Raw genomic sequence first — 13185 nt, 5'->3', positions numbered from 1 at the left:
CGACACGTTTTGGCAGGAGGCAGGACAAGATGGCCCTGATGCAATTCCGGACCCCTTCGCGCAGCGCGGCCCCGATGGCGGCCTTCCTGCAAGGCGCCTCGATCGAGGTGATGCCACGCACTGCTGCGGGCGTTTCCGATCTGCGCGACCGTCTGCCCGCCGGAACGCTGGTCTTCGTGGCCCATATCGATGGCACCGCGCCCGCCGACATGCAGGCCACCGTCGCCCGTCTGGCGCGCGACGGCTTTCGGCCGGTGCCGCATGTCCCGGCCCGAATCGTTCCCAGCCGCGCGGCGCTGAACGAATGGGTCGCCGGCTATCGCGATGCGGGCGCCGAGGGCGCGCTGCTGCTGGGCGGCGGTCTGTCTGCGCCGAAGGGAGAATTCCGCGATTCGATGCAATTGCTGGAGACCGGCCTTTTCGGCGATTTCCGCCATTTGTTCATCGCCGGCCACCCCGAGGGCAACCGCGACATCGACCCCGATGGCGGCGAGGCCGAAGTGATGCGCGCTTTGCGCTGGAAAGCCGATTTCGCCGCCCGCACCGATGCCGACATGCAGATCGTGACCCAGTTCGCCTTCGAGGCGCAGCCCTGCATCGACTGGGCCGGACGCCTTCGCGCGGCGGGTATCGACATGCCCATCCGCATCGGCGTCGCCGGCCCGGCCAAACTGCAGACCATGCTGAAATTCGCCATCATGTGCGGCGTCGGCCCCAGCCTGCGGGTTCTTCAGCGCCGCGCCCGCGACGTGACCAAGCTGCTGCTTCCCTATGAGCCGACCGATTTCGTCGGCGCTCTTGCCCGCGCCAGGCAGGACGATCCCGACTTTCCCATCGCTGCCGCGCATGTCTTCCCGCTGGGTGGCATCGCCGCCTCGACCGACTGGCTGTCGCGCGCCCGCGGCGAATAGGAAGGCACGCCCATGACCCGCACCGTTCTGGAATCCGCCACCAAGACCGTCATCATCGGCTTTGACGAGCCGTTCTGCGTGATCGGCGAACGCATCAACCCGACCGGCCGCAAGAAGCTGGCGGCGGAACTGGAGGCGGGCGATTTCTCGACCGTGGAACGAGACGCGCTGGAACAGGTGGCCTGCGGGGCGATGGTGCTGGATGTGAATTCCGGCGCGGTCTTCACCAACAGGATGGCCGAAGACCCGCGCTATGCCGACAACAATTTCGTGGAACCGGTGCTGATGCCCGAACTGATCGCGCGCGTTCAGGCGCTGGTCGATGTGCCCTTGTGCATCGACAGCTCGGTTCCCGGCGCGCTGAAGGCGGGGTTGGAGACCTGCAACGGCCGCCCGCTGCTGAACAGCGTGACCGGCGAAGAGGAACGTCTGGAACTGGTCCTGCCGCTGGTCAAGCAATACAACGTGCCCGTCGTGGCGATCAGCAACGACGATACCGGCATCAGCGAAGACCCCGAGGTGCGCTTCGCCGTGGCCAGAAAGATCGTCGAGCGCGCCGCCGATTTCGGCATCCCGGCCCATGACATCGTCGTCGATCCTCTGGTCATGCCGATCGGCGCGATGGCGACGGCCGGCCGACAGGTCTTCGCCCTGATCCGCCGCCTGCGCGACGAGCTTGGCGTGAACACCACCTGCGGGGCCAGCAATATCAGCTTCGGCCTGCCCCACCGCCACGGCGTCAACGCGGCCTTCCTGCCGATGGCCATCGGCGCGGGCATGACCAGCGCCATCATGAACCCGGTCCGCATGGTCGAGATGGAGGCGATCCGCGCCGCCAACATGCTGATGAACCACGATCCCAATGGAGGCGAATGGATCCGCTTTGCCCGCGTGATCGAGGCGGTCGGGGCCGGCGCGACCTATGCCGAAGCCAGCAAGGCCGCCGCCGGCACCGGTACCAGCGGCAGCCGTCGCGGCGGGCGCCGGGCGCGGGGCTGACCGCGCCGCGGCCGATCACTCCATATGCACCGGCTCGGCCGCGCCCCTGGGGGCCTGTCCGGGCTTTCGCAGCAGCAGCACGATCGGAAACACCACCACGGTCAGCAGCATCATCAGCATGAAGTTGTCGATATAGGCGATCATCGCGGCCTGTTGGCTGACCAGCATGTCGGCGATGCTGGCTGTCAACGGATTGCCCGACAACAGCCCCGCAAGCTGCAGGCGGACCTGCGGCGACCCGGCCGTCAGGCTGCTGGCGATTTCCTCGTGGTTGATCACGCTCATCCGCGCCAGAACCGTCGTGACCAGCGATATCCCGACGCCCGACCCGACATTGCGCACAAGGCTGAACATCGAGGTCGCGTCGCCCCGGAACCTGGCGGCGATCGTGGCGAAGGTCAGCGTGGACAGCGGCACGAAGACAAAGCCCAGCCCGAAGCCTTGCAGGATCCCCGACAGGATGATCGGGCGCGCGTTCATCTGTGTCTCGAAGCCGGTCATCATGTACAGCGACAGCGCCGTCATGGCGAGGCCGAAGACCACCAGCAGGCGGGCGTCGTATCGCGCCACCAGGCGTCCCACCAGCACCATGGACAGCATCGTGCCGACGCCTCGCGGGGCCATGACCAGGCCGGTCGAGATCACCGGATAGCCCATCAGCTTTTGCAGCAGCGGCGGCAGCAGCGCGAGACCGGAAAACAGCGTCATCCCGATCACGAAGATGAAGATCAGCCCCATGACAAGATTGCGGTCGCGGAACATGCCCAGATTGATGAAGGGATCCTCGGCGGTCAGGCAATGGATCACAAAGACCCACAGCCCCGAGATCGCCAGCGCCAGGTAAAGCCAGATCTCGGCCGACTGGAACCAGTCCACCGATTGCCCGCGATCCAGCAGCATCTGCAAGGCGCCGACCGCCAGAGCCAGCATCGCGAAGCCGAACACGTCGAAGCGGCGGGCGCGGGTTTCCTCGCGCGGCATGAAGATCAGCACCCCGGTCAGCGCGATCAGGCCCACCGGCAGGTTGACAAAGAAGACATAGCGCCAGTTGAAGACTTCGGTGAGCCAGCCGCCCAGCGTCGGACCGATGATCGGGCCGACCATGATCCCCGCGCCGTAGATCGCCATCGCCTGCCCGATCTTCTCGCGCGGGTTGATGTCCAGCAGCACCGACTGCGCCAGCGGGATCAGAACCGCTCCGGTGATGCCTTGCAGAACGCGGAAAAGCACCATCTCGGGCAGGCTGGTCGACAATCCGCAGGCAACCGAGGTCAGGACGAAGCCCGCGATGGCGGCGGCGAAAACCATGCGCCGGCCGAACCGGTCGGCGGCCCAGCCGGTCAGCGGCGTGGCGATGGCAGCGGCCACGATATAAGAGGTCAGCACCCAGGTGCTTTCCTCCTGCGTGGCGCCCAGACTGGCCGCCATGTGCGGCAGCGCGACATTGGCGATGGTGGTGTCCAGCACCTGCATCACGGTCGCGATGATGATCGCGGCCGTCAGCCAGCCCGGCGCCGCCACGCGCAGGTTGGGTGCGGACAGGACGGGCGCGGCGCTCATCTCAGCTGGTCCAGGCGGCTCTTGCCGGTATCGATAGAGACCCGGGCCGAAAAGCCGTTGCGCAGAACGCCCGCAGGCGCGCCGTCAAGCTGGATGCGCACGGGCAGACGCTGAACCACCTTGACCCAGTTGCCGGTCGCATTCTGCGCCGGGATCAGCGAGAACTGCGATCCGGTCGCGGCGCCGATGCTGCCCACCTTGCCGCGCAATTCCAGATCGGGATAGGCATCGAGTTCGACCGAGACGGGCTGACCGGTCCGGATCCCCTGAAGCTGGGTCTCCTTGAAATTCGCCTCGATCCAGGTGTCGTTGGCATCGACCAGGGTGGCGATCCCCGATCCGGCCTGCACGAACTGGCCGACATTCAGGCTGCCGACCTGGGCCACGGTGCCGGAAACCGGCGCGTCGATCCGGGTCTTGGCCAGGTCGCGACGGGCCGCGTCCAGTCGCGCGATGGCGGCGCGAACGGCGGGCAGATCGTCGGTCTGTGCCGTCGGATCGCCGCCCAGGGCCGCCGCCGCCGCATCGCGCTGACGCCGGGCGATGGCGACATCGTTGCTGGCATTGCGCGTGGCCACGGTCGCGTCATCCAGCGAAGCGGCGGAATTGACGCCCCGCTTGACCAGCGCCTGCCGGCGTTCCTGTTCACGATTCTGCACCTCGAGGATACTCCGGGCCGCCTCGAGCTGCGCCTCGGCCGTGGCATAGGCGGCGCGCTGCTGTTCGACGGCCAGCCGCGCCGACGCCAGCGCCGCCTCGGCCTGTGCCACCGCGATCCGGTAAGGTTCGGGATCCAGCCGGAAGATCGGCGCGCCGGCCGCGATCTGCTGGTTTTCGGTCACATCAACCTCGGTGATGCGACCGCTGACATCGGCCGAGACCGGAATCATCGGCTGATGCACATAGGCATTGTCGGTCGTCACGTAGCGCCCGCCCGTCAGCCAGTAACCGCCCCCGGCCAGCACCAGCGCCAGAGGCACCGCAGCCATCAGCATCCGCCGCCGCCCCTTGCGCCTTTTCGGCACAGGCGCGGCCTGCGCCGCGACCGCCGCACTTGCGGGCAAGGCCTCGGCATCCTTCATCTTTCCCGTCTCGGCATTCATCCCGTTCGCCCTTTCCGTCACGGCCGATCCTGAAGGTTCGCGATGACCTGCCCAAGCAGATCGGCCAGCATTGTCCTGTCATCCTCGGCCAGCCCGGCCAGCGCCCGCCCCAGGATGCCCGAAGCCGTCTCGCGCATCCGGTCCAGCAAAACCGCGCCCTGCGGCGTCACGCGCACAAGCTTGGCGCGGCTGTCGCCGGGATCGGGTTCGCGACGGATGAAGCCCGCGCCCTCCAGCCGTTCGGCCACATCGCTGACCGTCATCGCCGAGGCATTGATCGCCTTGCCAAGCGCCGCCTGCCGCAGCCCGTCCGGGTGCTGCGCAAGCTGGCCCATGACCCGCCACTGGGTCAGCGTCAGCCCCTCGGGGCCGGCCGCATGCTCGAATTCGCGGCGCAGCAGGGCTGCGGCCTCCTGCAACAGCAGACCGCAGCGCTTCTTGGCCTCGAACGACTCGCTTTGCGTTTTCATACGGGCACATATAATAAGTGTTCGTATAAAGAAAAGGAAAAAATGCACGTTCTGCAAAAGCGCGGTCGCGTGACTTCCGCCGCCGCGCGGATTATGGCTTGCGGAACCATCGGAATCGGAGGCTTTCGCCATGACGGACAAGGCACAAATCGGATTGATCGGCTTGGGCACCATGGGCGCGGCCCTGGCGCTGAACATCGCCGAGAAGGGCTTTCCCATCGCCGTCTGGAACCGCACGACCAGCGTCACGCACCGTTTCAAGGCCGAAGCGGCCGCGTTGGCGGACCGGGTGATTGCGACCGAAACCCTGGCCCAGCTGGTGGCCGCCATCCAGCCGCCGCGGGCCATCATCCTGATGGTGCCGGCCGGTCAGCCGGTGGACGATCAGCTTGAGGCGCTGAGCCCTTTGCTGGACGCCGAGGATCTGGTCATCGACGCCGGCAATGCCGATTTCCGCGACACCGACCGCCGCGCTGCCGCCGGCCTGCCCTTCCATTTTCTCGGCATGGGCGTATCGGGCGGCGAGGAAGGCGCCCGGCACGGCCCCTCGATCATGGGCGGTGGCACCCAGGCCGACTGGGACCGCGTGGCCCCGATCCTGACCGCCATCAGCGCCAAGGCGGAAGACGGCACCCCCTGCGCCGCGCGGATGGGCGATGCCGGGGCGGGCCATTTCGTCAAGATGGTCCATAACGGCATCGAATATGCCGACATGCAGATGATCGCCGAGATCTATGGCATCATGCGCGACGGGATGGGAATGGATGCCGCCGCGATCTCGGGGATCTTCGCGGGCTGGGACAAGGGCGTCCTGCAATCCTACCTCGTCGAGATTTCCGCCAGGGTCACGGCGGCCGCAGACAGCCATACCGGCAAGCCGGTCATCGACATGATCCTGGACCGCGCCGGCCAGAAGGGCACCGGTCGCTGGACCGCCATCGAAGCCCAGCATCTGGCGGCACCGATTCCGGTGATCGAGGCGGCGGTGATGGCGCGCAATGTTTCGGCCCGGCTGGAGGAACGGCGCAGCTGGCAGGACCGATTCGGCGCCGCGCCCCAGCCCTGCCGGATCGCGCCCGAGACGCTGGAAAAGGCACTGATCGCCGGCAAGATCCTGTGCTATGCGCAGGGCTTTTCGATGCTGGCGGCGGCTTCGGGCAAATTCGGCTGGACGCTGGAACTGCCGCAGATCGCGCGGGTCTGGCGGGCCGGCTGCATCATCCGGTCCGCGATGCTGAACGACATGGCAAAGGCGCTGAGCGAGGATCCCGGCCGCAATCTGGTCCTTGCCCCCGATTTCGCCCGGCTGGTCGCGGACGGTCTGCCGGCCTTGCGTCAGGTCGTGACCCAGGGTGTCGGCGCGGGCCATGCCCTGCCCGCCCTGTCGGCCGGTCTGATCTGGTTCGACATGATGCGCACCGCGCGCGGCACCGCCAACATGATCCAGGCGCAGCGCGATTTCTTCGGCGCCCACGGATTCGAGCGTGTGGACGGGATCGACGACAAGCACGGTCCTTGGGGCGCGTAAACCCTAGCGCGGGACGATATGGATCTCGCCGGTCGCCAGGACCGGCGAGGCGTCGAAACCATCCGCGTTCAGCATCGCGGCGGCGCGTTCCAGGTTGGCAATCAGCATCGCCTGTTCCCAATCGGCCATTTGCGCGAAGCTGCGCACGAAATGCTGTTGCAGCGCATCGGGGGCAGTCTGCAATGCCTGCCGACCCCGTTCGGTGATCACCACATTGGTCTGCCGGCGGTCGCTGTGCGACCGATGCCGCCCGGCATGGCCGCGCCGTTCGAGCTGATCGACCAGCGTCGTGACCGTCGCCTGGCTGACCCCCATCTGTCCGGCCAGAGCCGTCGGTGTGGCGCTGCCGCCCTCTCGTCCTTCGAGGATCTGCAGAACCCGCAGCTTGGCCGGGGTCAGGCCCGCGGCATGGGCCAGTTCCCGCTCATGCAGCTGCGTTGCACGCAAAATGCGGCGCAGCGCGATCAGCGCCTCGTCAACGCGATGAGGGTCGGCCTGGCTCATGGCAGGATCATGCCGGAAGGCCCGATCCGGCGCAATCGGCAAGTGTCGGCGTAAAATATTTTACTTGACTAAGCGCATTTTTGCATGTCTCGCGGCATAACCTCCCCGAAAGCCATTGAATTATAGCTATTTAGCTGTTTTCGCCCAAATTTTCCCTTAGATGTTGCAACCGGAAGGCGGTTTTACTAGTTAGACTGTCAAAGCAAATGAGGACAGATCAGATGCCCAAGGACGTGTTGAACATCGAACCCCCCCGCCGTCGGACGCTGACGCTGCGCAAGCCGGAAAGCACCGACGGTTCGGCCATCTGGGAACTGATCCGCGCGTGCAAGCCGCTGGATCAGAATTCGATGTATTGCAACATCGTGCAGGCCGAACATTTCCGCGACACCTGCGTCGTCGCCGAAATGGAGGGTGACATCGTGGGCTGGGTCTCGGGGCACATGATCCCCAACGAGGATGCCCTGTTCGTGTGGCAGGTGGCGGTCAGCCCAAAGGCGCGCGGGCTGGGCCTCGGCCGGCGGATGCTGGAACACCTGATCGGCCGCGACGCCTGCGCCGAGGCGTCGCAGTTGAACACCACGATCACCCGGGACAACGAGGCGTCCTGGGCGCTGTTTCGCAGCTTTGCCCGCCGCATGGGCGGCGATCTGTCGGACGAGGCGCATTACAAGCGCGACGATCACTTTGACGGTCAGCACGCGACCGAACACATGGTCACGATCACGCTTCCCGACGAAGGCGACGTCTCCAGCGCCGCCTGAAGGCCGCCATCCGAACCAGATTTTCACCGACGCACCGAGGTGCGAAAGGACACGTCATGCCGAAAGACATTCAAATCCAAACCGACATCTTCACCCGACGCGAAAGCGAAGCGCGGTCCTATTGCCGCAGCATCCCCGCGGTCTTCACATCGGCCAGCGGCTCGATCCTGAAAGATGCCGAGGGCGCGGAATATATCGACTTTCTCGCCGGCTGCTCGTCGCTGAACTACGGCCACAATGATCCCGACATGAAGGCCGCGCTGATCGACCACATCGCCGGCGACGGGATTGCACACGGTCTGGACCTGCATACCGACACCAAGGCGCGCTTTCTCGACGCGCTGGATCGCCACATCCTGTCGCCGCGCGGCATGGATCACCGGGTGATGTTCACGGGCCCGACCGGCGCCAACGCCGTCGAGGCAGCGATGAAAATCGCCCGCAAGAAGACCGGGCGCACCAACATCATTGCCTTCACCAACGGCTTTCACGGCGTGACCATGGGCGCGCTGGCCGCGACGGGCAACAGTTATCACCGCGGCGGCGCCGCGATGGACACACAGGGCGTGACACGGATGCCCTATGACGGGTTTGCCAAGGGCATCGACGGAGCCGCTTTGCTGGATCAGATGCTGTCCGACGCCTCGGGCGGAATCGACGCGCCGGCCGCGATCATGCTGGAAACGATCCAGGGCGAAGGTGGCCTGAACGCCGCATCGGCCGACTTCGTTCGCGACGTGGCGGAGGTCGCCAGAAAACACGGCGCATTGTTGATCATCGACGACATCCAGGCAGGCTGTGGCCGTTCGGGGACGTTCTTTTCGTTCGAAAAGATGGATGTCACGCCGGATATCGTCACCATGGCCAAGTCGATTTCGGGCTTCGGCCTGCCGCTGGCGCTGGTTCTGGTTCGTCCCGAACATGACATCTTCGGCCCCGCCGAACATAACGGCACCTTCCGGGGCAACACCCATGCTTTCGTGACGGCCCGCGTCGCGATCGAGAAATTCTGGTCGGATGATGCCTTCCAGACGGAACTGGCCGACAAGGCCGCACTGATCGAACGCCGTCTGACCGAACTGGCGGACCTGGTTCCCGGCGCCTTCCTGAAGGGTCGCGGGCTGATGCGCGGTGTCGATGTCGGAACGGGTGATCTGGCCGGAAAGATCTGTGGCCGCGCCTATGAGATGGGCCTTGTGATCGAGACCTCGGGCAGCGACGGACAGGTCGTCAAGGTGCTGGCCCCTCTGACCACGCCCGCCGACACATTCGAAAAGGGTTTCGACATCCTGCTGCAGGCAGCGCACGACACCCTCGACACCACCAGGATCGCTGCGGAGTAGAAGACATGATTGTTCGCGATTTCAACAAGCTGAAAGACACCGACCGTTCGGTCAGCGACGCGCGCTGGAATTCGGTGAGGATGCTTCTGGCCGATGACGGAATGGGCTTTTCCTTCCACATCACCACTCTGGAGGCAGGGTCGGAACACACCTTCCACTACAAGCACCATTTCGAAAGCGTCTATTGCATGTCCGGTCGCGGGTCGATCACCGACCTGGGCACGGGCGAGACACACGAGATCAGGCCCGGCGTCATGTATGCGCTGAACCTGCATGACCGGCACACCCTTCGGGCCGAGGAAGAACTGGTCATGGCCTGCTGCTTCAATCCGCCCGTCACCGGAACCGAAGTCCATCGCGAGGATGGATCCTACGCCCCGGTGGAAGAAACGGCCTGAGCCATGAACAGCACCCCGAACCATCATACGGTCGAAAAGATCGGCGGCACGACCATGTCGCGGGTGAACGAATTGCGCGACACGCTGCTGATCGGCAGTCGCTCGGGCGCCGATCTCTATAACCGCATCTTCGTCGTCTCCGCCTTTGGCGGCATTACCGACCTGCTGCTGGAACACAAGAAATCGGGCGAATCCGGCGTCTACGCCTCGTTCGCGCAATCCGACAGCGGCTATGGCTGGCACGACGCGCTGGACCGGGTCGAAACCCGGATGATCGCGGCCCACAACAAGGTGCTGGATCACCCCGCCGATATCGAAAGCGCCGACACTTTCGTGCGCGAACGGATCCTGGGCGCCCGCAACTGCCTGATCGACCTGCAACGCCTGTGTTCCTATGGCCATTTCCGCCTGTCCCAGCACATGCTGCAGATCCGTGAACTGCTGTCCGGCCTGGGCGAATCGCATTCGGCCTACGCCACCACGCTGATGCTGCGACGCGCTGGCGTGAACGCCCGCTTCGTCGATCTGTCGGGCTGGCGTGACGAAGGCGAGGTTTCGCTGGACGAACGCATCCAGGGTGCGATGAACGGTGTCGATCCGGCATCCGAGATGCCCGTCGTCACCGGCTATGCGCAATGCGCCGAAGGGCTGATGCACGAATTCGACCGCGGCTATTCGGAAGTGACCTTCTCGCGGCTGGCGGCGCTGACCGGCGCGCGCGAGGCGATCATCCACAAGGAATTCCACCTGTCCTCGGCCGATCCGAATCTGGTCGGACCCGATGCCGTGCGCAAGCTGGGCCGGACCAATTACGATGTCGCCGACCAGCTTTCCAACCTCGGGATGGAGGCGATCCATCCGAAGGCCGCCAAGACCCTGCGTCAATCCGGCGTGCCGCTGCGCGTGACCAATGCATTCGAGCCCGAGGATCCCGGAACGCTGATCGACGACCAGCCTGCCGAGGAAGCGGCGGTCGAAATCGTCACCGGGCTGGATCTTTTCGCCTTCGAATTGTTCGAACAGGACATGGTCGGGGTCAAGGGCTATGACGCGGCGATCATCGACACGCTGACGCGCCACAGCGTGCGCATCGTGTCCAAGGTGTCGAACGCCAACACGATCACGCATTACGTGGACAGCAGCCTCAAGGTGCTGCGCCGGGTCGAGAAGGATCTGGCCGAGAAATATCCTTCGGCCGAAATCTCCTCGCGCGCGATCTCGATGGTCGCAGCGGTCGGGCGCGACATGGATGGCCTTTCGGTGCTCAGCCGTGGGCTGAACGCTCTGGCCGAGAACGGGCTGGAGGCGATCGGCGCCACGCAGGGGCCGCGTCAGGTGGATGTGCAGTTCATCGTCGAACGCGATCAGATGAAGTCCGTCATCAGGTCGCTGCACGGCGCCCTTGTCCAGGGCGACCGCAAAACCAGTCGACGCGCGGCCTGAGTACCGATAGCGAAGATGACCAGCAAAAGGCCCCGGCGAAGGGGGCCTTTTCGCTGTCTGCGAAGGACTGGCGGCGCGATCCGCCTGGCCGCCGGTTTCGACGATCCTGATGACTATCAGGCCGGCCCGCGACGGCCGCCCGTCCCGTCTGCCGAGCCGGCGCCGATCGGATCGCCGGGCGCGCGCCTGCCCGGAGGCGACAATGCGGCGATGACATCTGCGAGCGGCAAGATCATCCGGGACAGGTTCGAAACCTGCCGGATCTCGTCATCCACGCTTGGCCGGATCGGGCCTGCCGCGATCGGAAGGTTTCGCCTGAATCCCACCATGGTTGCGGTTGCGAAGACGGGGCCGCCTGCCTATATTCATGATGTCCGGTGCAAGCCGGACTATGGACATAAACGCGCTCGTAATACGCGGATCGGACCCGGGGGCGGTACCCGGCGGCTCCACCAAAAACCCTCGTTGGGGGAACATGGGGCCGAAACAGGATCGACGAACGTCTAAAGGGGTTATGCTTTGTCCCGGTGAGCCACCACCGTTATCGGTGCAAAATGTACAGTTGCCAACGACAACCGTGCTCCGGTCGCTCTGGCTGCGTAAGCAGTTCGAGAGATCGAAACCTAAGCCCTTCCGCCTAGCAGCGTAAGGCGGGGCCCGCAGGAGCCTGGCAACAGAATCCTGCACCTTCACCCTTTCATCAGCCTGTCCGCGCGGAACTGCCGCGTAATCCATCACGTTTGCCAAGACATCCGGAAAAGGAGATTTTCCATGAAGGGGCTTGTCGCGTGGTGGCTGGGCGTGCCGGTCGTGATCATCGTGATCCTGTATCTGTTCGGCGTGTTCTGATCGCATCCGTGGGGGCGACGGCCTTTCACGAAAGTCGCGCCCCCCTCTTTTCATCGACGTCCATATGCCTATGCTGACGCGCAAGCAAAAGGATGACGGCATGGCACGATCCGGGATCGATTATGGCGGCATGATGCATCGGGCGATGCAAGGTCTGATTGCCGACGTCCTTGAAGGCGTTGCGGAAAATGGTCTGCCGGGCGAGCATCACTTCTTCATCACCTTCGACACCCGCGACGAAGGCGTCGAGATGGCCGATTGGCTGCGGGAACGGTATCCCGAAGAAATGACCATCGTCATCCAGCACTGGTTCGACAATCTGACCGTCGATGACCAGGGGTTCACCATCACGCTCAATTTCGGCAATTCGCCCGAACCGATGCGCGTCCCCTTCGACGCCCTGCGCACCTTCGTCGATCCCTCGGTCGAATTCGGCCTGCGATTCGAAACGCAGGACGGCGACGAGGACGAAGATGAGGATGAAGAAGCCGGCGCCGAATTCGATCTGGACGTCGCAGACAGCAGCGACGATGGCCCGGATGATGTTCCGCCGGGCGGCGGCGAGGTCGTGCAACTGGACCGCTGGCGCAAATAGACCGCTTGCGCCGCGCGCAGCGGCAAGGCGGGCCCAGGCCCGCCCCGACCATGCTTTACTGTTCGATCAGGGCTGATCCGTTGCGGGCGTGGCGCGATGCAAGCTGGCGGGCCTTGCGACCCGGCGCCAGTTCACGCGCCGGGACCGGGCGATAATCCGCATCCGCAAGTTCGGGGAACAGGTCCAGAATTTCGCGCCGTGCCTGGCGTCCCACCGATTTCAGCGCCTCGGGGCCCGTGAACATCGTTTCGGTTTCGGCACCGTTCGAGACGACGATCGAATGGCAATCCAGCAGAAAGTGGAAATACTCCATCTCGGCCATGTCGCCGGCGAGGTCGATGCCGTCAACTTCCAGCAATTGCTTGGCGGCGACCAGAACCTCGTCGGTGCCGAACATGCGCTGCGCGATCCGGGACCGGACCAGAACCCGATGCTGGGGCGACACGACCAGATCGGCATGGGGCTTGCCCGCGCCCAGGGCGCCCGCGGCAATCCTGATCGGACGCAGATGCGGTGCCGCGGCCAGCGCATCGGCGCATTTGACGGTGCTGCCGATCCAGATGATCGGCTTCAGATCACCCTCGGCCGTCAGAACGCGATCGCCGATGCCCAGATTCTCGACGCTGACCGGCCCGGTCGCGGTCTGGATCATGGTCCCACGCGCGAAGCACGCGACCGGCACATTGGCGAAAGCCGCGCCGAACCCGGTTGTCGCGAT

At 65.0% G+C, this 13185-nt stretch carries 13 protein-coding genes and 1 other RNA gene; 9 read left to right on the top strand and 5 right to left on the bottom strand.

Annotation, left to right across the window (positions count from 1 at the left end; all coding sequences use genetic code 11):
- Positions 1 to 29: 29 nt before the first annotated feature.
- Positions 30 to 911 (top strand): methylenetetrahydrofolate reductase, encoded by an 882-nt coding sequence (locus B4L36_RS14960; RefSeq protein WP_292958809.1) that lies wholly within the window; start codon positions 30 to 32, stop codon positions 909 to 911.
- 12 nt (positions 912 to 923) lie between these two features.
- A complete protein-coding gene (locus B4L36_RS14955) occupies positions 924 to 1910 on the top strand; it encodes a methyltetrahydrofolate cobalamin methyltransferase (RefSeq protein WP_292958807.1) in 987 nt (328 codons plus the stop codon).
- Positions 1911 to 1925: 15 nt separating this feature from the next.
- On the opposite strand, the gene B4L36_RS14950 is transcribed toward B4L36_RS14955, so the two are convergent.
- Genes B4L36_RS14950 through B4L36_RS14940 form a run of 3 tightly spaced genes read right to left on the bottom strand, consistent with a single transcriptional unit; the run spans position 1926 to position 5043 of the window.
- Positions 1926 to 3470 carry a DHA2 family efflux MFS transporter permease subunit gene (locus B4L36_RS14950; RefSeq protein WP_292958806.1) on the bottom strand — a complete coding sequence of 515 codons (1545 nt, stop codon included), beginning with the start codon at positions 3468 to 3470 and terminating at the stop codon, positions 1926 to 1928.
- Positions 3467 to 4594, bottom strand: a complete 1128-nt coding sequence (locus B4L36_RS14945; protein WP_292958805.1) for an HlyD family secretion protein — start codon at positions 4592 to 4594, stop codon at positions 3467 to 3469. Before B4L36_RS14945 ends, B4L36_RS14950 begins: the two co-directional genes overlap by 4 nt.
- Positions 4591 to 5043, bottom strand: a complete 453-nt coding sequence (locus tag B4L36_RS14940; protein WP_292958804.1) for a MarR family winged helix-turn-helix transcriptional regulator — start codon at positions 5041 to 5043, stop codon at positions 4591 to 4593. Before B4L36_RS14940 ends, B4L36_RS14945 begins: the two co-directional genes overlap by 4 nt.
- A gap of 130 nt (positions 5044 to 5173) precedes the next feature.
- Here B4L36_RS14940 and gndA point away from each other — a divergent pair, with 130 nt between their 5' ends.
- On the top strand, positions 5174 to 6571 hold the full coding sequence (gene gndA, locus B4L36_RS14935) for an NADP-dependent phosphogluconate dehydrogenase (protein ID WP_292958803.1): 1398 nt from the start codon (positions 5174 to 5176) through the stop codon (positions 6569 to 6571).
- Positions 6572 to 6574: 3 nt separating this feature from the next.
- On the opposite strand, the gene B4L36_RS14930 is transcribed toward gndA, so the two are convergent.
- Positions 6575 to 7075 carry a MarR family winged helix-turn-helix transcriptional regulator gene (locus B4L36_RS14930; protein WP_292958801.1) on the bottom strand — a complete coding sequence of 167 codons (501 nt, stop codon included), beginning with the start codon at positions 7073 to 7075 and terminating at the stop codon, positions 6575 to 6577.
- A 221-nt stretch (positions 7076 to 7296) separates the two neighbouring features.
- On the opposite strand from B4L36_RS14930, the gene ectA reads away from it, so the two are divergent.
- From ectA to B4L36_RS14900, 6 genes are all read left to right on the top strand, one after another.
- A complete protein-coding gene (gene ectA / locus B4L36_RS14925) occupies positions 7297 to 7839 on the top strand; it encodes a diaminobutyrate acetyltransferase (RefSeq protein ID WP_292958799.1) in 543 nt (180 codons plus the stop codon).
- Positions 7840 to 7895: 56 nt separating this feature from the next.
- Complete coding sequence (ectB, locus tag B4L36_RS14920) at positions 7896 to 9182, top strand: diaminobutyrate--2-oxoglutarate transaminase (protein ID WP_292958797.1); 1287 nt, start codon at positions 7896 to 7898, stop codon at positions 9180 to 9182.
- A gap of 5 nt (positions 9183 to 9187) precedes the next feature.
- Positions 9188 to 9580, top strand: a complete 393-nt coding sequence (locus B4L36_RS14915; protein WP_292958795.1) for an ectoine synthase — start codon at positions 9188 to 9190, stop codon at positions 9578 to 9580.
- Between the two features lie 3 nt (positions 9581 to 9583).
- Positions 9584 to 11023: an aspartate kinase gene (locus B4L36_RS14910; protein WP_292958793.1), complete on the top strand. Its 1440-nt coding sequence runs from the start codon at positions 9584 to 9586 to the stop codon at positions 11021 to 11023.
- A 333-nt stretch (positions 11024 to 11356) separates the two neighbouring features.
- Positions 11357 to 11711, top strand: a transfer-messenger RNA (tmRNA) gene (gene ssrA, locus B4L36_RS14905).
- Positions 11712 to 11972: 261 nt separating this feature from the next.
- Positions 11973 to 12467 (top strand): SspB family protein, encoded by a 495-nt coding sequence (locus tag B4L36_RS14900; protein ID WP_292958791.1) that lies wholly within the window; start codon positions 11973 to 11975, stop codon positions 12465 to 12467.
- Between the two features lie 55 nt (positions 12468 to 12522).
- Here the strand turns inward: B4L36_RS14900 and B4L36_RS14895 are convergent.
- Positions 12523 to 13185: Hint domain-containing protein (locus tag B4L36_RS14895; RefSeq protein WP_292958789.1), on the bottom strand; the 663-nt coding region annotated here is incomplete at its 5' end.

It is taken from the genome of Paracoccus sp. UBA889, from assembly GCA_002294185.1.
GTDB lineage: Bacteria > Pseudomonadota > Alphaproteobacteria > Rhodobacterales > Rhodobacteraceae > Paracoccus.
Note: the sequence above shows the minus strand (reverse complement) of the source record. Positions and strands in the feature narration are given on the sequence as shown.